The following is a 25,170-nucleotide window of genomic DNA, read 5'->3' on the forward strand; positions in this document are numbered from 1 at the left end:
GACCGTATTACTGTTAATCCAAATATCTGTCTTGGGCAACCAACAATTCGTGGAATGCGTATTACCGTGGCCTTTGTTCTGAAATTACTAGCTAGTCAACTCTCTGTTCAAGAAGTTTTAGAGGCTTATCCAGAATTAGAGGCCGAAGATATCCGACAGGCTCTAAACTATGCAGCTTGGACACTTTCCGATAGAATCAAACCTATTCCTTCGGCATGAATCCTCTTCGTTTTATTGCCGATGTGCATATTTCTCCTTTAACAGTCATAGCTCTGCAACAGCAAGGCTATGATATTTTGCGTACTACAGACTTGCTTCCTGCAACTGCTCCCGATTCAGACATTTTGGAGCTTGCGAGAGTTGAGAATCGAGTCATCATCACACAAGATTTAGACTTTTCTATGCTTGTAGCTCTTGGTAAATACGATCAACCAAGTCTAATTACGTTGCGCTTGTCTTCTGCAAAGCCTGATGTGGTGACACAAAGGTTACTAGAAGTTCTACCTCAGTCAGAGCAAGAGCTTAGAGAAGGTTCAGCCTTAACAATTGAGGATTATTCTGTACGTGTTCGTAAGTTACCAATTTTTTAAGGAAATATATTACACCAATTTGCAAAAAGAATGTGACAGATGCCTTAGTAGGAGCGTACGGCTTAAACTCTATTGCTTATTACCCAATACCCAATAACAGCAAAAAGGCTGAAAATTACATCCCTAGTGGCAAAATGATATGTTTTGCTCACATTATTTAGTCATATTCCCCTTGATAAGTTGCTAATATTAGCATACTTCTCCCTTTACGTCTTGCATCTAAAGGTAGAGAATAATGGTTAACTTAAAGTTGGGCAATCTGAAAAATTTTATTTGCCCAAAGGTAAGCTGCCAATCTATCAGCAGTGCAACTGAGGTCAAATGACGCAACCTTACAATTTATCCAACGTGTGGGAAGAACGTCGCAATCTAGCTAATGGCTACTATCAACAGGGAAGGTTTCTAGAATATCTGGATTTGGTCAGAGAAAATTTACAACTAGCTAAAGCCATTCCTGATCGCGCTAGAGAAGGGCATACACTCAATGATATTGGTTTAGCTTACCTTGGGTGCTGCCAACCAAAACAGGCTCTAGAGAGTTTTCATCAAGCGCTGGCGGTAGCTAGGGAAATTAGTAATATCCAAGCAGAAGCTACAGCTTTGAGTAATTTGGGTTCTACTTGTAGTCGTCTAGGCAGACTTGCACAAGCTTTAGAGTATTTTGATCAAGCAGTCCAGATTTTTAGAAAATTGCAAGATACTCAAGGTGAAATTTCTACACTCAATGATGTCGCCTTAATTTATGTCAGGTTGGGTGAACCCAAGCGATCGCTTATCCTGCAACACCAAATTTTAGCCATGCGTCGCTTGCTAGGAGACTTTTCGGGTGAAGCTACCACCCTGAATGGCATCGGTTTCGCTTACAGTTGCTTGGGTGACTTTGAGCAAGCCTTAGAATATCTTCAACAAGCCTTACCAATTCAAAAAGCCGTCAAAAATGTGATCGGCCAAGCAATTACCCTCAACAATATTGCCTCTATTTATCTTGATTTAGGGCAACCCAAACAAGCACTATTACTTTATCATCAAGTTCTGTTAACACGTCAAGCAATTAAAGATCACCCAGGTGAAGCGACAACTCTCAATAATATTGGGTATACCTACTCTCATCTGAAGATTCACCGCAAAGCACTGAAATTTTATAAACAAGCCTTAGTTATTTATCAACAACTGGGAGATTCTCTAGGAGAAATTTCCACCTTGCTAAACATGGGTAGCCTTTACGGTACAACAAAACGCAAAAGATTAGCGCGATCGTGCTATCAAAACGCTCAAGACTTAGCAGAACGAATTGAGGACAAAGCCACCTTTGAGAAAGTTAAGCAGTTTATGGATGGTCTTTAGACAATATTTATAGCGTTTATCAATCGAGTCCAATACAGACCTAACCCCCAACCCCTTCCCTGCAAGGGAAGGGGAGCAAGATTCAAAGCCTTTCTCCTTGTAGGGCGATCGCTTGCTGTGGTGATTTGCGATCGCAACCTGCAAGGGAAGGGGAGCAAGATTCAAAGCCTCTCTCCTTGTAGGGCGATCGCTTGCTGTGGTGATTTGCGATCGCAACCTGCAAGGGAAGGGGAGCAAGATTCAAAGCCTCTCTCCTTGTAGGAGAGAGGTTTGGAGAGAGGTCAAAGCGTATTGCGTACAAACGAAAACCGCTATATAAATAAAATCTTAAGTAGGGTGTGTTGTCGCGTAGCGCAACGCACAATGTTATTTTGCGGTGCGTTAGGCACTCAAATTATCAATCTTCTCTCCCTTTACCCTTTCCCGTGGAATTATGACGCAGGATGAGTTATTGCTACTGATAGATCGGGCGGCGGCTGAGGGTTGGCAAGAGTTAGACCTATCGGGACAGAAGTTGACTGAGTTACCTGGGGAAATTGGTAAATTGCAGCAGCTTGAGTCTTTGATTTTGGGAAAGCAAGTTGATGGTTATGAACCAGTAGGAGGCGGCTATCTCAAAAAGGTTTCGGGCAACAATTTAAAAACTCTTCCTCTGGAACTATTGAGTTTGGCTAATTTGCGGAAGTTGGATATTAGTGGCAATCCTTTAAAGAGCATTCCCGATGTGGTAACGCAAATACTACATTTAGAGGAACTTATCTTAATTCGAGTACAGCTAACCGAGATACCAGAGGCGATCGCTAATTTAACCAATCTCACCCTGCTTGACCTCCGTGACAACCAAATAACCGAAATACCAGAAGCGATCGCCAAGTTAATCCATCTCACCCAGTTTTACCTCAGTCGCAACCAAATAACCCAGATACCAGAGGCGATCGCTAATTTAACTAATCTAACGCAGTTTTACCTCAATTCCAACCAAATAACCCAGATACCAGAGGCGATCGCTAATTTAACTAATCTAACGCAGTTTTACCTCAATTCCAACCAAATAACCCAGATACCAGAGGCGATCGCTAAATTAACCAATCTGACGCAGTTTTACCTCAATTCCAACCAAATAACCCAGATACCAGAGGCGATCGCTAAATTAACCAATCTGACGCAGTTTTACCTCAATTCCAACCAAATAACCCAGATACCAGAAGCGATCACTAAATTAACTAATCTCACCGAGTTTTACCTCAATTTCAACCAAATAACCCAAATACCAGAAGCAATCGCTAAATTAACCAATCTCACACAGCTTTACCTCAGTCGCAACCAAATAACCCAAATACCAGAGGCGATCGCTAATTTAACTAATCTTACCGAGTTTTACCTCAATTCCAACCAAATAACCCAGATACCAGAGGCGATCGCTAATTTAACTAATCTTACCGAGTTTTACCTCAGTCGCAACCAAATAAACCAGATACCAGAGGCGATTGCAAAATTAACCAATCTCACCCAGTTTTACCTTGGTAACAACCAAATAACCCAGATACCAGAGGCGATTGCAAAATTAACCAATCTTACCCAGCTTGACCTCAGTTACAACCAAATAACCCAGATACCAGAGGCGATTGCAAAATTAACCAATCTCACCCAGCTTGACCTCGGTGGCAACCAAATAACCCAGATACCAGAGGCGATTGCAAAATTAACCAATCTCACCCAGCTTGACCTCGGTGGCAACCAAATAACCAATATTCCATTAGAAATTCTTAATTCAAGAAATACAAAAAAGATTTTGAATTACTTGAGGCAAATTAGCAAAAGTGAAACTCGACCATTACACGAAGCCAAACTCTTGCTCATTGGACAAGGCAGTGTCGGCAAAACATCCCTCATCGAGCGACTAATCCGCAATGAATATGATAAAAATCAATCCCAAACCGACGGACTCAATGTGGAAACTTGGAACGTGCAAGTCAATAGTAAAGAAATCCGCCTGAATGTTTGGGACTTTGGTGGACAGGAAATTTATCATGCTACCCATCAGTTTTTTCTCACTAAGCGTAGCCTCTATCTTCTAGTTTGTAATTGTCGCACCAGCGAGGAAGAAAACCGCATCGAATATTGGCTAAAACTCATCGCCAGCTTCGGTGGACAGTCCCCCGTGATTATTGTTGGCAATAAAAAAGACGAACAACCCCTCGATATCAACCGCAAGGCATTACGCGAAAAATACCCCAACATTCAAGCGATTATCGAAACCTCCTGCCAAGACAATATCGGCATTGATGAACTCCGCACCGCAATTTTGGAGCAAATTGCCAACCTCAAAGAAGTTTACGACCTGCTACCTCTTTCATGGTTTGAGGTTAAACAACAACTCGAATCTATGACTGAAGACTTCATCACTTACAACAGCTATATCGGCATTTGTCACCAAAACAAGATTCCCGAAGAACAAAACCAAGACCAATTAATAGACCTACTCCATCGACTCGGCTTAGTTCTCAATTTCCGCGATCATCCCATCCTCAAAGACACCAATGTCCTCAAACCCAACTGGGTGACAGAAGGCATTTACACGCTCCTAAGTGATGAAAACCTCAAAACTCAAACCAAAGGCATTTTCACCCCCGCCGACCTCACCCGCATCCTCAATCCAGAGCGTTATCCCACCAAGCGTCACGGCTATTTAATCGGGCTGATGAAAGAATTTGAGCTTTGCTTTGCCCTAGAATGTTACCCACCACAATACCTGATTGCGGGACTTCTGCCCAAAGACCAACCAGAAGCAACAAGCCTCGAAGGTGAAACCCTGGAATTTCAATACCATTACAAAGTTCTCCCCGAAAGCATTATTTCTCGCTTCATCGTTAACACCCACGAAAAAATCCATAATCAAATCTATTGGCGCAGTGGGGTAATGCTGCAATATCAAGAAAACCACGAAATCTACAACATCGCTCGCATCAAAGCTGATCCTGAAGACAAAAAAATCTTCATCACCATTAGCGGCCGCAAAGAAACCCGCCGCTTATTTCTCGGCATCCTCCGCAATGACTTCCAAAAAATCCACAAAACCCTCCCCAATCTCGAAATCACTGAATGGGTTCCCGTTCCCAATTATCCCAATCATCCACCCCTCGACTACCAAGAACTCCTCGGTCTTGAGGCAATGGGTGTTCTTGAATATCCAATTGGTAAACTCAAAATAAACATTAATATCCGTCAACTTTTAGATGGGTATGAAGATATCAGAACTCGACAAGAACAACAAATAGACAAAGATAGAGACAAAGGAATTATTGAACCAGCCCCCATTAAGAAACCAATTATGTCAGAAACTATCAGAAATCAAATATTTGTTAGCTACAGTCATCAAGATGCAGAATGGTTAACAGAACTGCAAAAACAACTAAAACCCTATATTCGTGCAGAAGGTTTGATTGTTTGGGATGACACCAAAATCAAACCTGGCGCAAAATGGCAAGCCGAGATTGAAAAAGCACTGGCCACAGCTAAGGTTGCTATCCTACTAGTTAGCCCTGATTTTATAGCCTCTGATTTCATCGACAGACATGAACTCCCCCCCTTACTCAACGCAGCCGAACAAGAGGGATTAACTATTATCTGGATTCCCATTAGTGCCAGTTCATACAGAAAAACCGACATCGAAAAATACCAAGCTGCTCATCCTCCAAATAAACCTCTCGACACTCTAAATAAAGCAGAACGTAACCAAGCTTGGGTGAAAATTTGCGAAGAAGTCGAGAAGGCAATGATATAGAACCTAATTATAGATAGACTGAATATTCCGATGATTTTTATCAAATTGATTAACAACAATTTAAGGTTTGGTAATCATTGTTAAGTAATTTTTAAAGATAGAATATAAGCTACTTTTAAATCTTTATAAGATAAGATGAAATAACAACGCTATACAAATAATTCATTCAGCAAAATATAGGGAGCTTTCTCAAGTAAATTTAGGAATTTCAGACTATTAGGACTCAAAAACTCCGTAAAGTTTGATTTTTGAAAATATTTATCTGTCAGTATACTCAAAGTTATTTGTAAGATATAAACCAACAAAAAATCTATGTATAGATTCCAGGTGAGTGCAGATACACAAACTGGTGAATCCATTGGGCTAGTCGGTTCTACGCCTGAGTTGGGATTGTGGGATATGACTAGATGTATTCACCTCCATACCAGTAGCGATCGCTATCCTTTATGGTGGACAGACACAGACATTGATCTTCAGCAAATTGGGGAATCAGGCGATCGCCAAAGAGTTGAATATAAGTATGTACGTTTCGATGCCCAAGGTCGTGGGCAATGGGAAGCTCTAGGTTCTAACCGTTGGTTGCCGATTAATCATCACGACTCTGGTACTATTTTTGTGGATGATGGCGCATTCGGTTATTTGCAGCCTTATCCCTTTGGCTACATTCAGCAGCCGACGGGAATAAAACAGCCGTGGTCAGACAGGTCAGAAGATTTAAAAATTGTCGTCATTGGCAGTTCTGTGGCTGTAGGTCATAAAGCTTGGTTGTTGAAAGGTTGGGTCTGGCTATTAGAGCAGGCTTTAGAAGAAAAATATGGACACAGACTGGTCAATGTCTCAGAAGTAGGAGCCAATGTTGGCAGAACGATCGCCAGATTTGGATCAGTCGTCACACCAGAACAACCAGATGTAGTAATTATTGCCTTATCTCTCGGTAACGAAGGTTTAGCTTACTGTCCCCCTCACGAACGGCGTGCAGTCCAGCGACGGTTTGAAAGCGGCTTACAACAACTGGTGAAAATGACCAAAAAATTGGGGGCGCGGCCAATTTTGGGGGGGGTCTATCCTCATGGTGATTATGCTCCTGAGCATCACTGGCTACTAAAGGATACACACAAGCGGATGTTAGATTGGGGCGTGCCGGTTTTGGATTGGTTGGCAGTATTAGATAATGGTCAGGGACGCTGGCGAGACGGGATATCTTTTGACCCGGCTCATCCCAACACAATTGGTCATCAGCTGATGTATGAGGCGATCAACCTGCACCTATTTGACATTAACAAAGCCGAATTAGCCAAAGACAAGCAACGCTTCTGGCAGTCGCATGAAATCCCCATTTATCTAGACAATGCAGGCTTTTATGTCTGTGCCTGTCCCGAAGAGAAGTATTTACGCATCAGCAATCCCTCAAAATATAGCTATACCATTGCGCCTTATTGGCAAGAACTGCAAACTGTCATCCAAAGCACAGCCGGATTGATCCCAGGGATTTACATTGCCAAAAATGCCCAGCCAGGAACCCTGCCTTTCTTTGCTGTCCAAGAAGATAGAGCGATCGCCACAACAATCGAAATTCCTCCTGGGGCTGATTTAGAATACAGTGCCGCTTTCAATCTCTTCGCTCCCAACAACTCGGAAGTTTTATTTTATGATGGGCATCTGGGGATTTTGCAAAAAGACGCACACCAACTCTGGGTGATCAACGAATCCGACCACGAGTACAACATTCAGCCCATGTGGACAGAGGTACGGAACGCCCTCAAAGCTATGCCAGCAGGTGTTTACGAAGACCCTCTCCATCCCCATATCCCCTTCCGCACCATGATGATTGGTAATAACGGGCTAGAAAGTCGGGTGAAAATACCACCACAATCTGCTGTGCTATTTCAATACCAGTGCAAATTATCAGATATCAGCCGTGTAGGGATCATTCCTCTGGGCGATCGCTGTGCTGTCCGCATGATGCTGTACAAGATGGAGTATGATGGCCCCGCTTTTCCCTTTGATTTGACACGCACCACCAATATTGCAGATATTGCAGATATCATCGCCAACCGTTTTGATGATATGTGGAATCCGAACTTCCTCCATTACAATCCAGAAGCAGGCAGAATCTACCATAGCAAGTGGTCGGGTCTATCCTTTGCCCATGAAGTTGAAGAGACAGACAACCCCACCAGCGATATGTCCCCCGTTCATCAACGAATGCGCGATCGCTATACAGCACGTTCCCAACGGTTTTGGTACACCATCGATAACTGCGACGAAGTACTTTTCGTTCGCACAGGGATATGCGATCGGGCTGGGGTAATTGATTTAGTTGACAAACTGGAAAAACAATGCTGTGGTAAGCCTTTTCGACTCCTGCTACTTTCTCCCCAAGCCAGTGAAGAGTTTTTCGACCTTCCTCATGTCTGGCATTACAATGTCGAGTTTAATCCCGACCGGATGTATGATGACTTAGGACACTGGATGTACTGCACAGAGGTGATGCGCCAAATTTTAGACTCCCTGGGAGTGTCTAGCAAAAACCTCTTTTGGTGTCCACCTAAAACACCGAAAGGGTGAGAAATATAGCAATAGGATTAACGCTAAAATTAAGACGGTTTAACCAAAGCATGGGTAGGGAATTGAACAATGGCAACAGAAACAATTACTCTGCAAATTCCAAAAATACTCTATCAGCGTTTAGTCAATACTGCTCACGCTCAACGTCGATCCATTGAAGATGTAATAGTTTATTCTTTGCAAGTAGGTAGTCCTCCAGAATGGGATGATGTACCAGAAGAATTTCAAGCTGATCTCGCAGCTTTAGATAAACTAGATGACAATAGTTTGTGGCAAATTGTTCGCAGTCGCAAAACAGCACAACAAATGGAGCGATACGACTTTCTGCTTGAGTGTAATTCTAGTGGTGACATTAAAGATGCAGAACAATTAGAACTAATAAAATTGCGTCACGAGGCTGACCGTTTTATGCTTTGTAAAGCTCAAGCAGCTGTGTTACTCCGTTGGCGAGGACATGATCTCCCAACTCCTTAATTTATTGTGTCTAAATACATTCTTGAAAGCTTAAAAACTCAAATAGCTGCTACCGATAAAGGATGTTGCTGTTATTGCTTAACTACTGAAGCCAATAGCGGTATTCCTATGAGTTATGATCATATCCACCCCCGTTCAAAAGGTGGCGAAAATACCTTTGAAAATCTCTGTTTAGCTTGTCGTTCTTGCAATGAATTTAAAGCTGATTCCACCGAAGCCATAGACCCTTTAAGTGGTGAAATAACACCTCTCTTTAATCCGCGTCAACAGAGATGGGCTGAACATTTTGTTTGGAATTCTGATGCTACAAGAGTTGAAGGTTTAACTACTATCGGTAGAGCTACAATCATTTGCTTGCGAATGAATAATTCAGTTATAGTTGTTGCCCGACGACGTTGGACAATTAGTGGTTGGCATCCTCCTAATGAATAAATTGGCCATGCCTTGACTTTGACAACATATCTACAAAGAAATAACATGAAATTATCTGTTAATTATTAAAAAATATGACTCTTAGCCTGCGTAACATTTACCCACTGTCAGAATTTCAACGGAGTGCCAAAGCCTTTTTAGAAAAGCTTAGGGGAACAAAAGAACCTATTATCCTTACTGTCAATGGAAAAGCGTCTGTAGTTGTTCAAGATGCGGAAAGCTATCAGGAATTGCTAGACAGGCTAGAACTGTTAGAGACAAGTGCAGGAATTCGCAAAAGTCTTGAGGAATTTGAGCTTGGTTTAGGTATCCCCCTAGATGAAGCGTTCAAGCAGCTGCGAACAAAATATGATATACAAAGTTGAAATTTCACCAACTGCGTTCGCGTAGCGACTCCTTCAGGAGTATCGCTGATATCGAACAAATATTTCTCTGGATGCGGGAGTATTCGGTAGATATAGCCCATCGATGGGTCAGAGAGTGCTACGAAATTATGCTGACATTGGAAAAATTCCCTAACCGTTGTTCCATGTCACCAGAGAGTGAGTATATGGGCATAGAAGTAAGGCAGCTACTATACAAACGGCAATTTCGGATTTTGTTTACTGTTAGCGAAACTTCAGAAGAAGATAGAGGAATTGTTCGCATTCATCGAGTTCGTCATAGTTCACAAGAAAGATTACGTCATCCTGAACAACTATTAAATGATGACGATGAATAAATTAAGACTGTATCTTGATATACAAAAAATAGCTAATCGCTAGTTTGAAACTCACCAGCAATTAGCTATTAATTATAGTTAGCAATTGACTTGTACTTAAGTCAAAGCTTCTGCACCACCGACCACTTCTAGCAGTTCTTGGGTAATTGCAGCTTGACGAGCTTTGTTGTAGGACAAAGATAAGGTCTTGATTAATTCACCAGCGTTATCGCTAGCGTTGCTCATAGCTGTCATCCGTGCTGCTAATTCACTAGCGGCGGATTCTTGTAGGGCGCGTAGTAGTTGGTTACTCAAGTACAAGGGCAACAGAGAATCGAGAATCTGTACTGGATCTTGCTCGAAAATCATGTCGCGGGGTAAAGGACGAACTTGAGCTGTCACTGTCTGACGTTCAACTTCAAATTGACCACCACGGGTTGTCAAGCGGAAGATTTCGTCATCGGCTGCTTCTAAACCTTGAGGATCAAGGGGTAGGAGGGTTTGGATAACGGGGCGAGAGCTAACTAAAGAGACAAAGCGTGTGTAGACTAATTCGATGCGGTCTACTTTTTCTGACAGGAACAAAGACAGTAATTCGTCAGCAATTTTAGTTGCTTCTTCGGCTGTCGGGATTTGTTCTAAGCCAGTGTAGTTAGCATCAATTGGTTGTTCGCGTCGTCTGAAGTATTGTTCGGCTTTGCGGCCAACAATGACAAATGTATAGTTTACACCTTCGGCTTTCAGTTCCTTGGCGCGGTTTTCGGCACGACGAATGGCGTTGCTATTGTAACCACCGCACAAGCCACGATCGCCAGAAATGACTAACAACCCTACTGATTTAACTTCCCGTTTTTTCAGTAGTGGCAAATCTACATCTTCAAACCGCAGACGAGTTTGCAAACCATACAAAACTTGTGCCAAGCGGTCAGCAAAGGGACGGGTAGAGATTACTTGCTCTTGGGCGCGACGAACTCTGGCCGCCGCCACCAGTCGCATAGCTTCTGTAATTTTTTTGGTGTTTTTGACCGACTGAATGCGATCGCGGATTGATTTGAGATTAGGCATAATATTATTTCCGAGTCAATAGTCAATAGTCCATAGTCCACAGTCAAGAGTTCAAAGTCCAAAGTTTTTTCTCTGTTGACTCTTGACTCTTGACCTTTGACTAATGACTAATTACGCTGTGGCTTTGAAGGTTTTCTTGTATTCGTTTAAAGCTGCCTTCAAAGAAGTTTCTTCATCATCACCCAGTACTTTCTTGGATTGTACGTCTTGGAAGTAGGAGTTAGCGCCTGACTTCAAGTAATCTCTAAAACCTTTGGTGAAGGTGGTAACTTTGCCAACTGGGATATCATCTAAATATCCGTTGATACCAGCATAAAGAATTGCTACTTGTTCAGCTACAGACAGAGGTTCGTTTTGGGATTGTTTGAGGAGTTCCCGCAGGCGTTGACCCCGTGCTAGCTGGTCTTGAGTGGCTTTATCTAGGTCGGAAGCAAATTGGGCGAAGGCTTGCAGGTCGTCGAACTGTGCCAGTTCGAGTTTAATCTTACCAGCCACTTTCTTCATGGCTTTGGTTTGGGCCGCAGAACCCACACGGGATACGGAGATACCAGGGTTTACAGCCGGACGAATCCCAGCGTTGAATAAGTCAGAAGATAAGAAAATCTGACCGTCGGTAATGGAAATTACATTGGTGGGAATGTATGCAGACACGTCACCAGCTTGGGTTTCGATGATGGGTAGGGCGGTCATGCTACCTTTACCCAATTCGTCGCTGAGTTTAGCTGCTCTTTCCAACAAGCGGGAGTGGATGTAGAATACGTCTCCGGGGTAAGCTTCCCGTCCTGGTGGACGACGGAGAAGCAAGGACATTTGGCGATAAGCTTGTGCTTGCTTGGATAAGTCGTCGTAAATTACTAGGGTGGCTTTGCCTTTGTACATGAAGTACTCAGCAATGGTAGCGCCGGTGTAAGGAGCGAGGAATTGTAGGGTAGCGGGGTCACTGGCGTTAGCAGCAACGACTACGGTGTAGTCCATTGCGCCTTTTTCTTGCAGGGTTTGGACAACGTTAGCTACGGTGGAAGCTTTTTGACCAACCGCTACGTAAACACAAACTACATCTTCACCTTTTTGGTTAATGATGGTATCGATGGCGATCGCTGTTTTACCGGTTTGTCTGTCACCAATGATCAATTCCCGTTGACCACGACCAATGGGAATCATGGAGTCGATAGCGGTGATGCCCGTTTGCATGGGTTCATGTACTGACCGCCGCGCAATAATACCGGGGGCTGGGGATTCAATCAAACGGCTGTCGCTGGCTTTAATTTCTCCTTTACCATCGATAGCGCGACCCAAAGCGTCTACTACACGACCAATCAGGGCTTCACCTACACCGATTTGAGCAATTCTGCCGGTGGCGGTGACGGTACTACCTTCTTGAATCTCACGGCCTTCACCCATCAATACCGCACCGACGTTATCTTCTTCTAAGTTTTGGGCGATACCAATTGTACCGTCTTCAAATTCTAGAAGTTCCCCAGCCATAGCCTTTTCTAGACCATAGATCCGGGCGATACCGTCACCTACTTGTAATACAGTCCCAACGTTAGCAATTTTCACCTCTTGGTCGTATTGCTCGATTTGCTGTTGGATAATACTGCTGATTTCGTCAGGTCTAATGGAAATGCTCATGTGTGTATCTTTTTTTTCTTGCGAAACGGAAAAATTTGATAGTAATGAATGGAAAAAGTGGGGGAGATGGCTGAGTTTATCGCCCCTATACCCTAGTTACTCAGGCGCAATGACAAACGACGTAATTGGCCTCTCAAACTAGCATCAATTACCTGTGAGCCGACTTTGATGATGACACCACCGATTAAGTCGCTGTCTACCTTGGTTTCCAATTCTACTTGACGAGCCTGGGTAATAGCGATGACTTTTTGCTGAATGGCCTGCTGCTGCTCTGGTGAGAGGGGAACGGCAGAGGTGACTTCTGCTAACACAGTTTGATTCAACTGGCGTAATAATACTAGATACTGCTGTAATATCTGGTCTAAGAAAAAGATGCGTCGTCTGTCTACTAACAGCAGTAAAAAGTTGCGTAAGTAGGGGTTAGCACTGTCACCACCAAGGATCTGGCTGATCACTGCTTTTTTGGTTTCAGCTTGAATGAAGGGGTTGTCGATCAGGTTTCGCAATTGGTCTGAATTTTTGAGCAAATCCAGTAAGTCACGAGCATCTGAGCCAAACTCTTCTGTCAAATTTTTTGATTGTGCTACCGAAAACAACGCCTGTGCATAAGGTTGGGCTATTTCGGCTGTTTCTACATTACTTTTCATCAGCTTCCTCCCACCTGAGCGATGCTACGATCAATGATTGCTTGTTGCACATCATCAGCAATTCCCGATCGCAGTTGTGATTCGACTTTTTGTAATGCCAGGGCGGCTACTCGCTGCCGCAGTTCGGCTAGCGCTCGCTCTCTTTCGGTGTTTAAATCAGACGCGGCTGTTTGTTTCAAGCGTTCTACGTCTTGTGCTGCTTGTGCCAGGGTGGCTGCTGTCACCGCTTGGGCATTTTCTTCAGCTGCTTTGAGGATTTTTTGTGCTTCAGCCTCAGCCTGGATTACTTGTGCTTGCGCTTGGGAAAAGGCAGTCTGTGCCTCTTTTAAGCGTTCTTCTGCTTCCTGAATAGCGGTAGCAATGTTGGCTTGTCGCTCGTTCAGGATATTGCTTAAAACTTTACGTCCAAAGTAGAATAATATGCCAATCAGAATCGCTAGGTTAATGACATTGGTTTCTAAGATGTCTAGGTTTAGACCAAAACCACCTTCGGCTGCGCCTTCTGCCATCGCTTCTGTGGCAAGTAATAAGAATGTGCCCATGATACCCATCTACAAGTGCGCTGCTCTTAACAGTTATCAGTTACCAGTTATCAGTTATCAGTAACAAGTGATGTATTTACCCTTAGAGGAAACATCACTATACAGTTATCGGTCATCAATATTTCTATTACCTTGATAACTGTTTACTGATAACTGTTTACTGAATTAAGCGCTCTGGGACTAATGCCCAGTTGCGCTAATGATTTTGGCAAAACCGGACTGGTTAGCTTATCTAACTAGACTCGGCCCCAATAGTTTTTCGAGAATTTGTCTACTGAGAGCATCAACTTGTTGCTCTAATTCACGGAAGGCTTGCTGTTTTTGTTGCTCGATTTCCACAGCTGCTTGTTCTCTTTGAATTTGAGCTGATTTTTGAGCTTCAGCGATTTTCTCGGCGGTGATTTTCTTGGCTTCGGCTTGAGCTGCTTCTACAGTTGCTTGTGCTTGTCTGCGAGATGCTGCTAGCTGTTGCTCATAGTCTTGGGTCAAGCGTTCTGCTTTCGCCAAACGTTCCTTAGCATCAAGGGTATTCGTTCGGATATAGTTATCGCGATCGTCTAGTACCTTGGTCAAGGGTTTATAGAAAATTGCGTTCAACAAAGCTGCTAGTAGCAGGAACTGCAATGCCATGAAGGGCAAGGTAGCATCGAAATCAAACATTTCTCTCCTCTTGGGCTGGACTAGCAGTTTTTGTGGCTTGCAATATCATCCAACCTGTCATATTTTAGAGACCCACAGTAGAGACGTTGCACGCAACGTCTCTGATGAAGTATTAAGCGAAGGGGTTAGCGAATAGCAATACCAAGGCGATAACCAGACCGTAGATAGTCAGGGATTCCATGAACGCCAGTGTTAACAGCAGTGTACCGCGAATTTTGCCTTCAGCTTCGGGTTGACGGGCAATACCTTCTACTGCTTGACCAGCAGCGTTACCTTGACCAATACCAGGGCCAATTGCCGCTAAACCAATTGCTAGAGCAGCAGCCAGAACTGAAGCAGCAGAAACTAATGGATCCATGTTGATTTTCCTTGCTTTAATTACAGAACTAACAAAAGTAGATTAACTAGTAAAGACGTGTTTTTTCACGCTGCACCGTGTTCTAGATCGCGCTGGGCGACATTTTGAGCATAGATGCTCGCCGGAACTGTGCTATCAACTGAGGGCGTTAATGATGCTCCTCATGCTCTTCCCCGCCGTGTCCCTCTAATGCCTCATGAATGTATGCCCCAGCTAGGGTAGCAAATACCAAAGCTTGAATTGCGCTGGTAAATAAACCCAAGGCCATGACGGGCAGAGGTATAAATAGAGGAACTAGCAGCACTAATACCCCTACGACTAATTCATCCGCTAATATATTCCCAAAAAGACGGAAGCTTAGGGAGAGGGGCTTGGTGAAATCTTCGAGAATGGCGATCGGCAATAAAATCGGCGTTGGCTCGATGTATTTTTTAAAGTAGCCTAAACCCTTCTTGCTAAAACCCGCGTAAAAGTACGCTAAAGAGGTCAGCAGTGCCAATGCTACTGTCGTATTGATGTCATTGGTGGGAGCTGCCAATTCACCTGATGGCAATTTGATTAGCTTCCAAGGAATTAATGCTCCCGACCAGTTCGATACGAAAATAAACAAAAACAGTGTGCCGATAAATGGCACCCAAGGGCGGTACTCTTTCTCACCAAGCTGATTTTTTGCTAGATCCCGAATAAATTCTAGGGCATATTCCATCAAATTCTGGATGCCACTGGGAATCTTTTGGGCGTTGCGAGTAGCAGCTAGGGAAGCTATTACTAGAATGCTAATTACAAACCATGAGGTAAGAAAAACTTGCCCATGAATTTTGAGGTTTCCCAATTGCCAGTAGAAATGATGACCTACTTCTAATTCGGCGAGGGGAAATGAATTAAAGGCGTTTAAGACACTAAGCATTTGCATTCTTCAAACATTTTCCCCAACGAGCGAGGATGGGATTATTGCCTTGAGTGAGCCTGACTTGCTAAGAATCAGGAATGAACGCAATTTGCACCATGTAGACGAGGAGTGTGGCTTTGTAAGTTAGAAATCCCAAAAATATGGGTACAATCTGTAGTTCATGCCATTGAGTCGCTAATATGATCAACCCAATAAATAGAGCAAAGCGACCTTTGCTCAACTGCTTTTTTTCACTACTCAGTCTCTCAACATCTTTAGCCAGCATTCTCAAGTAAACCACACCTGTACACGCTCCAATTAAATAATTCAGAGCAATGTTTAGTGAATAAACTATCCAGACAGAGATAAATATAATCCCCGTTAAAGCAAGTGTGATTACCAACAACCTCTGATAGAGTTGATAAAAATCCTCCATAGAAGCCTGTGCTGATTTTGTTTTCTCAAAATCAGATTGGGCATCTTGTTGTGTTGTCGGGGTTGGTGCAATTGATTCTTCTGACAAGCTCACGGGACTTGAAACCAGTACAGCTAACTATAAAATGACTGCACATTCAGTCAGCTGAATCATATCACGATCCGGTAACAATACTTTAGAAAAAAACAATTAACTTCTTGTCATGTTCATCATAGACAAACGGCTATTTGACTCCGATACAGTGCAGGAGCAGAAGCAAAAATCAGTATTAGGCTAAAGCCGGATATTTTTGCCTGAAAAACTGTGAATCTTGCCTAAACTTGGTGAATAACTATCCTCCAATATTTTTGTGGTGGGGGTCTAGCTAGGACTTTTCTTGTGGCGATGTAGTCAGAATTGCTAAATTCAGCTAGTGTCTGAGGCGTAATCACACCACTGCTAAATTCACGAGATTCTCACTTTGGCAGTTTGAGTGCCTAGTTTTGGGGCGATCGCTAGACTCACTTCTAATGTACATGAAATTTGCAAAAAGGGGGTGTGGGGGTGTAAACAGTGAACAGTGAATGTTTATTAACTGGTAACTGATAACTGTTAACTGATTAGGCTGGTGTCAAGATTATTAGCTGTTGTTGAATTAGTTTTCTGACTTCATCTAAACCTAGTTGCACAGTATTGACAATCTCAGCCACCGTAGAATTACCATGACATTGTTGTAAAAACTCAAACTCGGCTGTGGACAAGTTGACAATCTGGTAGTTGTAATCAAATACGCATTGACTGGGAAATCCTTCAATACAAGGATTAAGTTCAGGGATTGCTGTGAGTAAAGTATGATCTTCTGACCAGTAGGCTTTAGTGATGGGTGGACGACCGAGGAAAAATTCGTAATGGGTAACTTCTGGGTCTAGTAGTTCTATTAAACGATAACGTTGGCGATCGCTCAATGCTTCAGCTCGTTCTCTTAACTCTGGTGCTTTACCTAACAGTCGATCTATCTGCCAAAATCCTGGATTGGAAAAACCAATAAACTCTAACCCCGACGCATCAATTAATTCAAACAGGGTGTCAATGTTGTAGTCAATCTCCTGGGGATGAACATACATATCAGCAAAACATTCATCCCTGTGATTTTCTAATGACCAAAGCTCTTTGTCTCGTTTGACAATGCGGTTATTTTCTGGTAATGAAGCAAATAATTGCCGACCAACTTTGACACCATCGCGGTAGTCGCCTCGTTTCTCATTTTGCAGGAGAGCGATCGCTTTTTGCATCAGTTGAATTTCCCAGCGTCCTAATTCCCCATACACAAAAATGTGCATTAAGCCACCAGGCGCTAACTTTTTCGCTAAAGCTTGAATACCGCGTATGGGGTCTGGTAAATGATGCAACACACCCACACAATTGATTAAATCAAATTCACCCGGTAATTGTTCCACATCATACAAACTCAGGTGATGAAACTCAACCCGGTTAGCCCCAGAACGCTGACAACGTTCTTTGGCGATGGCTAAAGTCCCCGAACTTAAGTCAATTCCCACTACCGAAGCTTGGGGATTAAGATGTACCAAATATTCTGTCCCTACACCTGAACCACACCCCGCATCTAAAATGCGGATATCTTGCTTGGGTGGTTTCCTACCAGTGCAAAAATTGTAAGCTGCTAACCAATTCCAACGCCAATTGTAACCGGGTGGCGGTTCATCAAGTATGGGTTCTGGAGGAAAAGGATAAGTATCGTAGAGTTTAGCAACAGCACTACTAACGGTTTGGGGGTCGGACATGGTGAGGAAGAACGCAGCATTTCTGAGTTTAGCGGATAGGGGTAACTGGGGCAAACATGAATCAAACTGAGTTAATAGCCATCTTAGAAGATAATCACTTAATGCAAACAGAATCACAAACTAAGCAATTTGAAAATGCTTTAGCTCAAATAGCTGCGAATTCTGATGAGCAGTATTTATCTGAATATCATTTAATTTTAGATGATAAATGCCAACAGTCAGAAGTTATGTTTAGCTTAATTCATTTTCTCGAATCTTTTGATGTTGAAAAACAAATTGCTGCCTTTATTAACATTGTTCCTCAATTAATGATTAATGCGCCTGAATGGGCGAGAATTATTCACAATCGAATTTTAAATGATGAATTAGCTTGCCGCACATACCAAAAATTTTTACACTCAGCAAATTCAGAAACACCTCATTTTATTTACTTTCTATTAGAAGCAAGTCTGCTCAATCATCTAAAAAATCAGGAAGATGTTTTAAGTGAATTAAAAATCCGTTGATTTTTATGCAAAATCAATGTCTGAAAAAAAGTATCATCCTGGATAGAAGCATAAAAGTGAGCTTGAATTGACAACAATCAATAAGTAAATATTAAGGTAGGGTGTGTTACGTCTGTGCAAGGATTTGGAAGTTTGAGAAAGTAAAAATCAGCCGTAACGCACCATCTTTCTCGGTGCGTTAAACGTTGCCATAACGCAATACGGTTCAGTTAAGCAGAAAAGTAGTTTGGGTTGAGCGACAGCGAAACCCAACAAAGTCTTGATCCTAAATACTGATCAATTAAATTTATTACCTCTTATTCGACAGCAAAGCCTGTAAATTGACGTTTATAAGGCGCGTGAAATCCTAAGATAATATCTTCTTTTGGTACACCAGCAGCAATTAACTCATTAGCAACACCAATTTCTGTACCATCTCTTTGTATGCAAATTTTCTCATTCTTTATATCAACGTGAATAATAACTCCGTAAATTCTTTTATTATCTCTCCAACCGATATTCAAAACTTGGTAATGATGGCGTTCTGTGTCAAATAAAAGTTGTATTTCTGTAAAATTGTTCAAGTCATTAGCGGAATGATTGCTTAAGACATCTTGAATAATTTTAGAATAGTTTATTCTTTCCATAGAACAACCTCCAGAGTTGAGATGGCAAAAATTAAAAGTTTAATTTGATATTCTTTTAAGGAGTCTTGTATAAACTGGCGAGAGAAGAAGTTTTGATATGTATCTTCGCTAATAGCTAAATATAAAATACGTTCAGGGTCTTCTTTTTTCAATGCTAGTCGATAATTAAGAGTCTGACCCAAGGCTAGATGAAACTCAGTAACTTCAGATGCGCCTATAAAGGATTTAATTTCTACAGCTATTCTTTGCCCTTCTTTTTGTGCTGCTAAGAGTCTTTCTGCACCTAAATCTATAAAAAATTCAATGTCATCAACTTTAAGATGTAGCGGATCATGAGTAATAGTCCAACCATCCTTTTCTAAAGCTGTACGGACAGATTGATGAAAGATATCTTTAGCTGACATAAGTTAAATCTAATGCTCCAATCATTACATATATTAGTAAGATTCCTTTTCCTAAAATCATAGTTCTATATTAATTACTACTTGAACTGACAACAATCAACAAATTTTCCGTTTTTTAGAATTTAAAGAATCGTAAAGCATAAGATTTTACAACCAATCAGAGTTAGATGTGCGGTGTGGGTAGGAGGAGTAAAGAATAGTTATAATTAAATTCCTCAGTAAAAACACTATTGTTGACGTATAAATAAGTTAATAAAGTAAATTTATATATTTAGTATTATGATTCACCTCATCAGGAGTATTGAATGTCGATAGGACTGCCTGAATTTGTAGAAAACCCAGAAAATCGTTGTCCGGTTGTTCTTCTACTTGATACCTCTAGTTCTATGTCAGGTCAGCCAATACAAGAGTTAAATCGAGGGTTGGCGGCTTTTAAGGAGGATGTGCTGAAAGATGCTCAAGCCTCTCTTAGTATTGAAGTTGCTATTGTTACTTTTGGCTCAGTGGTGCGACTGATACAAGATTTTGTAACTATAGATCAGTTTACAGCGTCCAGGCTAGAAGCAGATGGTGTAACACCAATGGGTGAAGCGATAGAGTATGCTTTAGATTTGTTGGAAAATAGAAAACAGACTTATAAAAATAACGGTATTCTCTACTATCGTCCTTGGGTATTTTTAATTACTGATGGTGCGCCGACAGATTTTTGGCAAGGTGCAGCGCAAAGGGTGAGGGAAGCCGAAGAACGTAGTAGATTGTCATTTTTTACTGTAGCTGTTCAAGGTGCGGATATGAACAAGCTTAGACAAATTGCACCTCCTCAACGTCCACCGATGATGTTGAATGGTTTAGATTTTCGTTCTTTATTTGTTTGGCTTTCTACGTCCATGAAACGGGTTTCTAGTGGCAAAGTAGGCGAGGCTGTAGCATTACCGCCTGTGGGATGGGGTCAAATTACTACCTAGATTTTAAGGATTTATTTATTGTGGGTTGGAAAGCAATTGCTCGTTCTGAGACGGGGACGAGTCATCTAAATCAAGGGATACCTTTAAGGAAAAACATAATGGAATAACAGGTAAGATATATCCCGTTTTTCTTCTGGGTAGCACTGTTAATAAATTGAAAGAAAATAGTAGAAATATTCCTTGGTTTGGGTTAGCATTTATGAGTTTATTATATGTAATACCAGGATTTGCTACGGTAAACTGTACAAGTAATGTAATTAGTATAAGTCAATCATATTCGACTTTTCTACTTATATCTTTATTTTTAGCATTTTTACCAAATTCTTTTTATGAAACTACTGTTAAATTTGAAATTAATGGTAATGCCGTTCACCTATTTTATTTCTTCCTTTTTCAGCAGATAATCGCTCTTCCTTATTTTTATACAAAAGCAAAATTAAATAAATCTTTTAGCAGATGGCATCAGTTTTTAATTACATTCAGTACATCACCATTAGGTTTGTTTTTAGGATGGTTTATTTATAAAATATCTCATTAGTTAATGATGATTTTTTTACTATCAACTAATAGTTCATTCAAATTACCCTTTACACAATTAAAATATAGTCCAATCTTCTAAACGTAAATTAGGGACTTTTTTAAAATCCCTGTGGTTGCGGGTTACTAAAATCCCATTCACTGACAGCGTAATTGCTGCAATACGTAAATCTTGTGTACCGATATGTTTAAGCTTTTGAAGAACTAAAATTTGATATTTTTCATAAGTATTCTTATCAAAATGCAATATTTGAATATTCTTAAAAAACTCTATTTCATCTGTTAAACCTTTATAAGCCCATACTAATTTGCTGTTAACTTTAAAGGGTTCATTATTGCTATTGTTGACTGCTTTGAGCCATCCTTTAATTTTCTCCTCCAATGTAATCACAGTGACAGCTATACTTTCAGGGCGTTTTTGTCTTATGTGCTGGATTAATACAGGATGAGAATTTTGTAAAAGCGTTACATGATCGGTATCTAAAATATATAGTTGACTCACTATAAATTATTCTCCTCATCATTTGTTGTAAATACGCCTTGATTACGTTGAATCAAATAGACAACTTTTGCAACATTATCTACATGGTCTATATTTGTTTTCCATCCTGATTTTTCAAATCCTTGATTGATTTCATTAATAAACTTTGCATTACTTTCTTCTACTTGTGCATCAATTTCATTGCGTTCTTCTTCTATATAAGCAATTACCTCATTAAAAAGCGGATTATCCTTGTGCATACCCGCAAATTTTAGCCAAGGATTTGGTGATTGGGAAGCTTCAGCTTCAACTTCCAACGTTAAAATCTTGGCGCTTTCTAATCGATTCTGTAAACTTTGGCTAAGTTTTTCTATCGCTTCTTTTTCTGTATTGCCTAAACCTTGGCAGTCTGGTAAACCTATTAATGTTGCCTTGACTGTGCTGTTTGGTTGGTTTTCAATCAGCACATCGTAAGTTAACTTGGGGATATTATTAGCGGAAGTTTTGAAAGTTAAATTCATAACAGTTTTAGCTTGGGAATTTTATATTGATTATAACTTGGCAATAGAATGATTTATTAACGCTGAGTTTTAATGGTCATTTAGAACTAAAGTGCTTACTACGAACTTGGATATTGTTTTAAAAGTTCTAACGCACGCATAAGAAGCTGTGTATCTACACTGACAACCTTAATATTATCTATTAGTCGTGTCGATCCAGTAGGGTGCTTTAGCGAAAAATCGCTCATCTTGCTCGTTCCTTCTCTATGACAGGCTACGCGGTTTATCGGCGGTTAATTTTTTCCAAATTTATTGCAAAAAAATCAATTTACGCGATCGCTCTCTTTCCGTAGACATAGTTGATATTCCAACAGGTTCATCAAACTTAAACACGCAATAGCCATTATTCTTTTTCTTCAAAATTAACATCTTGATAAATATCAACTAAAGTAATTTCAAAATCAAGATGTTGTAATTTGACAATATCATTTTCAGATTTATATTCTCTAAAAATCCATTCTGCCTCATTAGTTTTGCTATAGTGCATTACCTGATATTGATTTTGTTCCACTAAAACATATTCTTTAAACTGGGGAATAGAACGATAAAAAGTAAACTTATCACCTTGATCATAATTTTTTGTAAACTTAGATAAAACCTCAACAATTAACAAAGGATTTGTAATAGTAGTGTTATTTATACCTGTATAACTAGCCTTACCATCAGTTACAATCACGTCAGGATAAGTATATTCTTTAAATTGTGGAATCCATAAACGCATATCTCCCATAAAAACTTCGTTGTTTTTGCGTCTCATGGCATATAGTAAAATCGCAGCGATCGCTAGTGTGATTTTATTATGATTACCAGTTCCGCCAGTCATAGGAATTATCTCTCCATCCCGATATTCGCTTTTATAAAGTGCTTTTTCCTCTAATTCTAAATATTCTTCAGGGGTGTAAGTATGTATGCGAGTTTGTACTTCCATATTATTCTCCTTGATTTTATTTACATTGTTGCGATTTTTCTAATAAAGGTAAAGTATGTAAAGGTTTTTGCTACCGTTTTTGATAACTCCAATTTAGCAAATTTTCTATATATTGATTTACAGATTACTAATTTTGCATATTCTAAAGAATGGTGACATAAGCTTCGTAACTAAATTTTGAGTTTCATTCCTAAAATTGGGGTGCGTCATTGCTATAAATCCTAGTTATAACTCTTGATATTAGTTCGTAGTGGGGCTTTAGCCCTAAAAGTAGCAAGTTATTGGTGTGTAGATTTGCAGCCTATTGTCTTTGGAACTGTAGCGATCGCTCTCATATTCTCATGATTTACGATCAGTCTGAGTTTGATTTACGCTGTGAGTGGGGTTTGCAAGGAGTTACTCAACTTGCGCCTATCAGTGATGTGGTGATAATTGTCGATGTTCTGTCTTTTTCTACTTGTGTAGACGTTGCAACTCATAACGGTGCAATCATTTTTCCCTACGCGATGAAAGATGAATCAGTTATAGATTATGCCAAGTCAATATCAGCAGAGTTGGCAAGCCATAGACAACGTTGGACAACTGGCGGTTATTCTCTGTCTCCTCAATCTCTGCTGGAGATTCCGGTGGGGACTAGATTAGTTTTACCTTCACCTAATGGTTCTTTTCTCACCTTGCAGACTGGAACTACACCAACTTTGGCTGGTTGCTTGCGAAATTGCCAAGCTGTAGCTGAGTTTGCTCAAAAGTATGGTAAAAAAGTTGCAGTGATTCCAGCAGGGGAAAGGTGGCGAGATGACGGTAGCTTAAGACCTGCGGTTGAGGATTTACTTGGTGCTGGGGCAATTTTAAGTTATCTACAGGGTAGTTTATCACCGGAAGCTGAGGTTGCTGTGGCTACATTCCAGGCTTGCCAGCAAGATTTACTTGGTTATTTGAAACAATGCAGTTCTGGGAAAGAGTTGATTGCCGCAGGATTTGAAGGTGATGTGGCGATCGCCGCCGCTTACAATGTTAGTGATTGCGTGCCTTTATTTAGGGATAATGCTTATGTAAACTCTAGGTTTCAGTGACAAGTTTTCATCAAAGAGTAATTTCCTGCGGATAATGGAGCAGTCATAAACTGACGCTCACAGTTGGCAGCATAAGCAATACAGGCTTTTAAATCTTCTCGTGTTAGATCAGGAAAATCGTCGAGAATTTCTGCTTTGGTCATCTCGGAAGCTAGGTACTCAAGCACTTCATAAACCGTAATCCTCAATCCACGGACAACGGGATTGTTACGCTGCCTCAATCAACTACTAGTAACATCACCTAAAACTGGGCGCATGAACGATCGCTCATAACTAAAAATGCACTTTGTTCGACGTGCAAATTCGTATGCTTCTTGACAAGCAGGATCTTGCTGGGAATCTATCCGGTATTTTTCGTAGGTTGCAAGGCTGGGAAAACTGAACAGAGCTACGGCAACATTATTAGCACCTTCATGCGGAAGAAAGTACCCGTGATGCTTTCCACCAAACTTTTTTACTAACGGAATCCACATTTGCCCATATGCTTCAAAATCCGAAACCTTATCTGGATCGATGACGTAGCGTAGGTAGCAAGTAATCATATCAATTCAACTTCACTTCAGATCCTGCTCTCGCAATTGGGGTAATTTCAACCGGAAATGCCATACTTTTGCTGCATTTCTTGAACGAAATCTCTGATGGGGCGAGTTTGACCAGAGTTTAGTTCCTCAAAGCCTTGCTGAATCCCCTCGATTGTCTCCAACTGATCTATCAGTTGGCGTAGTTTGACAGAATCGATTTTGCCAGGATCGAGAAAGGTGACGAGAACTTGTGAGCGATCGCTAACATTTTGTGGTAGCTCGTTGAACCGAATTTGCCCATCCTGATAAATGCCTTCGATGGTTTTTAGCATAAGTTACCGTTGGGTTGGTTTCTCGTTCAATTCTATCAGCTAACTTCAAAGGGCTGGATCTGCAAATCCCGCCCCCTCAAAAGCTTGGGGACGAGATATTTGTTGATGGCAATATGAGAATTATAAATACTTTGTAACATTTTCCTGGGATTGGCATTTTTTGTGGTCGATTTGCGGCAATTATTTATTTGAGAATTGATGTCTGAAAGATACATAATCTACATACTTCTTAATAAATCAGCCTTGGGAACGCAAAACGTTCTAATCTAAAAGCTAACTGGGTTAATTTACTGGCAGTTTTGCAGGCAGTACTCTTAAGCTCACAAAGCATACAC

The 25,170-nt window shown here is 41.1% G+C and carries 31 protein-coding genes; 13 read left to right on the forward strand and 18 right to left on the reverse strand.

What is annotated here, in order from left to right:
* Positions 1 to 54 precede the first annotated feature (54 nt).
* From FD725_RS20630 to FD725_RS20640, 3 genes are all read left to right on the forward strand, one after another.
* The gene (locus FD725_RS20630; RefSeq protein WP_372726687.1) at positions 55 to 219 is read left to right on the forward strand and encodes a DUF433 domain-containing protein; all 165 of its coding nucleotides are present in this window, start codon (positions 55 to 57) and stop codon (positions 217 to 219) included.
* Positions 216 to 590, forward strand: coding sequence for a DUF5615 family PIN-like protein (locus tag FD725_RS20635; RefSeq protein ID WP_179049873.1), 375 nt, complete (start codon positions 216 to 218; stop codon positions 588 to 590). The genes FD725_RS20630 and FD725_RS20635 overlap by 4 nt, the downstream gene beginning before the upstream one ends.
* A gap of 321 nt (positions 591 to 911) precedes the next feature.
* Positions 912 to 1,934 carry a tetratricopeptide repeat protein gene (locus FD725_RS20640; RefSeq protein ID WP_179049874.1) on the forward strand — a complete coding sequence of 341 codons (1,023 nt, stop codon included), beginning with the start codon at positions 912 to 914 and terminating at the stop codon, positions 1,932 to 1,934.
* A gap of 82 nt (positions 1,935 to 2,016) precedes the next feature.
* On the opposite strand, the gene FD725_RS20645 is transcribed toward FD725_RS20640, so the two are convergent.
* Positions 2,017 to 2,178, reverse strand: a complete 162-nt coding sequence (locus FD725_RS20645) for a hypothetical protein (RefSeq protein WP_179049875.1) — start codon at positions 2,176 to 2,178, stop codon at positions 2,017 to 2,019.
* A gap of 189 nt (positions 2,179 to 2,367) precedes the next feature.
* On the opposite strand from FD725_RS20645, the gene FD725_RS20650 reads away from it, so the two are divergent.
* From FD725_RS20650 to FD725_RS20675, 6 genes are all read left to right on the forward strand, one after another.
* Positions 2,368 to 5,718, forward strand: coding sequence for a leucine-rich repeat domain-containing protein (locus FD725_RS20650; RefSeq protein ID WP_179049876.1), 3,351 nt, complete (start codon positions 2,368 to 2,370; stop codon positions 5,716 to 5,718).
* Between the two features lie 312 nt (positions 5,719 to 6,030).
* Positions 6,031 to 8,286, forward strand: a complete 2,256-nt coding sequence (locus FD725_RS20655; protein ID WP_179049877.1) for a DUF1796 family putative cysteine peptidase — start codon at positions 6,031 to 6,033, stop codon at positions 8,284 to 8,286.
* 69 nt (positions 8,287 to 8,355) lie between these two features.
* Positions 8,356 to 8,760 (forward strand): hypothetical protein, encoded by a 405-nt coding sequence (locus FD725_RS20660; RefSeq protein ID WP_179049878.1) that lies wholly within the window; start codon positions 8,356 to 8,358, stop codon positions 8,758 to 8,760.
* A gap of 6 nt (positions 8,761 to 8,766) precedes the next feature.
* Positions 8,767 to 9,192, forward strand: a complete 426-nt coding sequence (locus FD725_RS20665; RefSeq protein WP_179049879.1) for an HNH endonuclease — start codon at positions 8,767 to 8,769, stop codon at positions 9,190 to 9,192.
* A gap of 74 nt (positions 9,193 to 9,266) precedes the next feature.
* Entirely contained in the window at positions 9,267 to 9,557 is a 291-nt protein-coding gene (locus FD725_RS20670; protein ID WP_179049880.1) for a type II toxin-antitoxin system Phd/YefM family antitoxin, read from the forward strand.
* Positions 9,554 to 9,913 carry a type II toxin-antitoxin system RelE/ParE family toxin gene (locus tag FD725_RS20675; protein WP_256871677.1) on the forward strand — a complete coding sequence of 120 codons (360 nt, stop codon included), beginning with the start codon at positions 9,554 to 9,556 and terminating at the stop codon, positions 9,911 to 9,913. Before FD725_RS20670 ends, FD725_RS20675 begins: the two co-directional genes overlap by 4 nt.
* 96 nt (positions 9,914 to 10,009) lie before the next feature.
* On the opposite strand, the gene FD725_RS20680 is transcribed toward FD725_RS20675, so the two are convergent.
* The 9 genes from FD725_RS20680 to FD725_RS20720 form a co-directional block, all read right to left on the reverse strand.
* A complete protein-coding gene (locus tag FD725_RS20680) occupies positions 10,010 to 10,957 on the reverse strand; it encodes a F0F1 ATP synthase subunit gamma (RefSeq protein WP_179049881.1) in 948 nt (315 codons plus the stop codon).
* Between the two features lie 111 nt (positions 10,958 to 11,068).
* On the reverse strand, positions 11,069 to 12,589 hold the full coding sequence (gene atpA / locus FD725_RS20685; protein ID WP_179049882.1) for a F0F1 ATP synthase subunit alpha: 1,521 nt from the start codon (positions 12,587 to 12,589) through the stop codon (positions 11,069 to 11,071).
* A gap of 92 nt (positions 12,590 to 12,681) precedes the next feature.
* Positions 12,682 to 13,236, reverse strand: coding sequence for an ATP synthase F1 subunit delta (gene atpH / locus FD725_RS20690; protein WP_179049883.1), 555 nt, complete (start codon positions 13,234 to 13,236; stop codon positions 12,682 to 12,684).
* Entirely contained in the window at positions 13,236 to 13,787 is a 552-nt protein-coding gene (locus FD725_RS20695) for a F0F1 ATP synthase subunit B (RefSeq protein WP_179049884.1), read from the reverse strand. Before FD725_RS20695 ends, atpH begins: the two co-directional genes overlap by 1 nt.
* A gap of 219 nt (positions 13,788 to 14,006) precedes the next feature.
* Positions 14,007 to 14,438 carry a F0F1 ATP synthase subunit B' gene (locus FD725_RS20700; RefSeq protein ID WP_179049885.1) on the reverse strand — a complete coding sequence of 144 codons (432 nt, stop codon included), beginning with the start codon at positions 14,436 to 14,438 and terminating at the stop codon, positions 14,007 to 14,009.
* A 112-nt stretch (positions 14,439 to 14,550) separates the two neighbouring features.
* Positions 14,551 to 14,796, reverse strand: coding sequence for an ATP synthase F0 subunit C (atpE, locus tag FD725_RS20705; protein ID WP_015112744.1), 246 nt, complete (start codon positions 14,794 to 14,796; stop codon positions 14,551 to 14,553).
* Between the two features lie 148 nt (positions 14,797 to 14,944).
* Entirely contained in the window at positions 14,945 to 15,709 is a 765-nt protein-coding gene (gene atpB / locus FD725_RS20710; protein ID WP_179049886.1) for a F0F1 ATP synthase subunit A, read from the reverse strand.
* Between the two features lie 61 nt (positions 15,710 to 15,770).
* Positions 15,771 to 16,214: an ATP synthase subunit I gene (locus FD725_RS20715; protein WP_179049887.1), complete on the reverse strand. Its 444-nt coding sequence runs from the start codon at positions 16,212 to 16,214 to the stop codon at positions 15,771 to 15,773.
* Between the two features lie 506 nt (positions 16,215 to 16,720).
* The gene (locus tag FD725_RS20720; protein ID WP_179049888.1) at positions 16,721 to 17,902 is read right to left on the reverse strand and encodes a bifunctional 2-polyprenyl-6-hydroxyphenol methylase/3-demethylubiquinol 3-O-methyltransferase UbiG; all 1,182 of its coding nucleotides are present in this window, start codon (positions 17,900 to 17,902) and stop codon (positions 16,721 to 16,723) included.
* A 56-nt stretch (positions 17,903 to 17,958) separates the two neighbouring features.
* Here FD725_RS20720 and FD725_RS20725 point away from each other — a divergent pair, with 56 nt between their 5' ends.
* A complete protein-coding gene (locus FD725_RS20725; protein ID WP_179049889.1) occupies positions 17,959 to 18,408 on the forward strand; it encodes an Imm30 family immunity protein in 450 nt (149 codons plus the stop codon).
* Positions 18,409 to 18,704: 296 nt separating this feature from the next.
* On the opposite strand, the gene FD725_RS20730 is transcribed toward FD725_RS20725, so the two are convergent.
* Positions 18,705 to 19,034, reverse strand: a complete 330-nt coding sequence (locus FD725_RS20730) for a XisI protein (protein ID WP_179049890.1) — start codon at positions 19,032 to 19,034, stop codon at positions 18,705 to 18,707.
* Positions 19,022 to 19,438: a XisH family protein gene (locus FD725_RS20735; RefSeq protein WP_179049891.1), complete on the reverse strand. Its 417-nt coding sequence runs from the start codon at positions 19,436 to 19,438 to the stop codon at positions 19,022 to 19,024. The genes FD725_RS20730 and FD725_RS20735 overlap by 13 nt, the downstream gene beginning before the upstream one ends.
* A gap of 305 nt (positions 19,439 to 19,743) precedes the next feature.
* Between FD725_RS20735 and FD725_RS20740 the strand changes: the two genes are divergently transcribed.
* Both FD725_RS20740 and FD725_RS20745 read left to right on the forward strand, forming a co-directional pair.
* Entirely contained in the window at positions 19,744 to 20,403 is a 660-nt protein-coding gene (locus FD725_RS20740) for a VWA domain-containing protein (protein WP_179049892.1), read from the forward strand.
* A gap of 154 nt (positions 20,404 to 20,557) precedes the next feature.
* Positions 20,558 to 20,941 carry a hypothetical protein gene (locus tag FD725_RS20745; protein ID WP_179049893.1) on the forward strand — a complete coding sequence of 128 codons (384 nt, stop codon included), beginning with the start codon at positions 20,558 to 20,560 and terminating at the stop codon, positions 20,939 to 20,941.
* Between the two features lie 57 nt (positions 20,942 to 20,998).
* Here FD725_RS20745 and FD725_RS20750 read toward each other — a convergent pair whose 3' ends face one another.
* The 3 genes from FD725_RS20750 to FD725_RS20760 all read right to left on the reverse strand — a co-directional run bounded on the left by FD725_RS20750 (position 20,999) and on the right by FD725_RS20760 (position 22,909).
* Positions 20,999 to 21,442, reverse strand: a complete 444-nt coding sequence (locus FD725_RS20750; protein WP_179049894.1) for a type II toxin-antitoxin system VapC family toxin — start codon at positions 21,440 to 21,442, stop codon at positions 20,999 to 21,001.
* Positions 21,442 to 21,942 (reverse strand): hypothetical protein, encoded by a 501-nt coding sequence (locus FD725_RS20755; protein ID WP_179049895.1) that lies wholly within the window; start codon positions 21,940 to 21,942, stop codon positions 21,442 to 21,444. The genes FD725_RS20750 and FD725_RS20755 overlap by 1 nt, the downstream gene beginning before the upstream one ends.
* A gap of 382 nt (positions 21,943 to 22,324) precedes the next feature.
* Positions 22,325 to 22,909, reverse strand: a complete 585-nt coding sequence (locus FD725_RS20760; RefSeq protein WP_179049896.1) for a Uma2 family endonuclease — start codon at positions 22,907 to 22,909, stop codon at positions 22,325 to 22,327.
* Between the two features lie 341 nt (positions 22,910 to 23,250).
* Between FD725_RS20760 and FD725_RS20765 the strand changes: the two genes are divergently transcribed.
* Positions 23,251 to 23,982, forward strand: a complete 732-nt coding sequence (locus tag FD725_RS20765; RefSeq protein ID WP_179049897.1) for a 2-phosphosulfolactate phosphatase — start codon at positions 23,251 to 23,253, stop codon at positions 23,980 to 23,982.
* Here FD725_RS20765 and FD725_RS20770 read toward each other — a convergent pair.
* Genes FD725_RS20770 through FD725_RS20780 form a run of 3 tightly spaced genes read right to left on the reverse strand, consistent with a single transcriptional unit; the run spans position 23,976 to position 24,835 of the window.
* Entirely contained in the window at positions 23,976 to 24,203 is a 228-nt protein-coding gene (locus FD725_RS20770; RefSeq protein WP_179049898.1) for a DUF433 domain-containing protein, read from the reverse strand. The two genes, FD725_RS20765 and FD725_RS20770, sit on opposite strands and share 7 nt — an antisense overlap.
* Complete coding sequence (locus FD725_RS20775) at positions 24,204 to 24,524, reverse strand: NIPSNAP family protein (protein WP_179049899.1); 321 nt, start codon at positions 24,522 to 24,524, stop codon at positions 24,204 to 24,206.
* Between the two features lie 47 nt (positions 24,525 to 24,571).
* Positions 24,572 to 24,835: a hypothetical protein gene (locus tag FD725_RS20780; protein WP_179049900.1), complete on the reverse strand. Its 264-nt coding sequence runs from the start codon at positions 24,833 to 24,835 to the stop codon at positions 24,572 to 24,574.
* Between the last annotated feature and the right edge of the window lie 335 nt (positions 24,836 to 25,170).

The sequence above is a fragment of the Nostoc sp. TCL26-01 genome, assembly GCF_013393945.1.
Lineage (GTDB): Bacteria > Cyanobacteriota > Cyanobacteriia > Cyanobacteriales > Nostocaceae > Trichormus.

Bases quoted from the DNA above. Each gene is read 5' to 3' on its own strand.
- FD725_RS20755 (WP_179049895.1), bottom strand. From the start codon at position 21,942: ATGAATTTAACTTTCAAAACTTCCGCTAATAATATCCCCAAGTTAACT.
- FD725_RS20730 (WP_179049890.1), bottom strand. From the start codon at position 19,034: ATGGAAAGAATAAACTATTCTAAAATTATTCAAGATGTCTTAAGCAAT.
- FD725_RS20660 (WP_179049878.1), top strand. From the start codon at position 8,356: ATGGCAACAGAAACAATTACTCTGCAAATTCCAAAAATACTCTATCAG.
- FD725_RS20680 (WP_179049881.1), bottom strand. From the start codon at position 10,957: ATGCCTAATCTCAAATCAATCCGCGATCGCATTCAGTCGGTCAAAAAC.
- FD725_RS20740 (WP_179049892.1), top strand. From the start codon at position 19,744: ATGTCGATAGGACTGCCTGAATTTGTAGAAAACCCAGAAAATCGTTGT.
- atpE (WP_015112744.1), bottom strand. From the start codon at position 14,796: ATGGATCCATTAGTTTCTGCTGCTTCAGTTCTGGCTGCTGCTCTAGCA.
- FD725_RS20695 (WP_179049884.1), bottom strand. From the start codon at position 13,787: ATGGGTATCATGGGCACATTCTTATTACTTGCCACAGAAGCGATGGCA.
- FD725_RS20775 (WP_179049899.1), bottom strand. From the start codon at position 24,524: ATGATTACTTGCTACCTACGCTACGTCATCGATCCAGATAAGGTTTCG.
- atpH (WP_179049883.1), bottom strand. From the start codon at position 13,236: ATGAAAAGTAATGTAGAAACAGCCGAAATAGCCCAACCTTATGCACAG.
- FD725_RS20650 (WP_179049876.1), top strand. From the start codon at position 2,368: ATGACGCAGGATGAGTTATTGCTACTGATAGATCGGGCGGCGGCTGAG.
- FD725_RS20635 (WP_179049873.1), top strand. From the start codon at position 216: ATGAATCCTCTTCGTTTTATTGCCGATGTGCATATTTCTCCTTTAACA.
- atpB (WP_179049886.1), bottom strand. From the start codon at position 15,709: ATGCAAATGCTTAGTGTCTTAAACGCCTTTAATTCATTTCCCCTCGCC.
- FD725_RS20780 (WP_179049900.1), bottom strand. From the start codon at position 24,835: ATGCTAAAAACCATCGAAGGCATTTATCAGGATGGGCAAATTCGGTTC.
- FD725_RS20735 (WP_179049891.1), bottom strand. From the start codon at position 19,438: ATGTCAGCTAAAGATATCTTTCATCAATCTGTCCGTACAGCTTTAGAA.
- FD725_RS20725 (WP_179049889.1), top strand. From the start codon at position 17,959: ATGAATCAAACTGAGTTAATAGCCATCTTAGAAGATAATCACTTAATG.
- FD725_RS20640 (WP_179049874.1), top strand. From the start codon at position 912: ATGACGCAACCTTACAATTTATCCAACGTGTGGGAAGAACGTCGCAAT.
- FD725_RS20700 (WP_179049885.1), bottom strand. From the start codon at position 14,438: ATGTTTGATTTCGATGCTACCTTGCCCTTCATGGCATTGCAGTTCCTG.
- FD725_RS20630 (WP_372726687.1), top strand. From the start codon at position 55: ATGCGTATTACCGTGGCCTTTGTTCTGAAATTACTAGCTAGTCAACTC.
- FD725_RS20670 (WP_179049880.1), top strand. From the start codon at position 9,267: ATGACTCTTAGCCTGCGTAACATTTACCCACTGTCAGAATTTCAACGG.
- FD725_RS20765 (WP_179049897.1), top strand. From the start codon at position 23,251: ATGATTTACGATCAGTCTGAGTTTGATTTACGCTGTGAGTGGGGTTTG.
- FD725_RS20655 (WP_179049877.1), top strand. From the start codon at position 6,031: ATGTATAGATTCCAGGTGAGTGCAGATACACAAACTGGTGAATCCATT.
- FD725_RS20760 (WP_179049896.1), bottom strand. From the start codon at position 22,909: ATGGAAGTACAAACTCGCATACATACTTACACCCCTGAAGAATATTTA.
- atpA (WP_179049882.1), bottom strand. From the start codon at position 12,589: ATGAGCATTTCCATTAGACCTGACGAAATCAGCAGTATTATCCAACAG.
- FD725_RS20720 (WP_179049888.1), bottom strand. From the start codon at position 17,902: ATGTCCGACCCCCAAACCGTTAGTAGTGCTGTTGCTAAACTCTACGAT.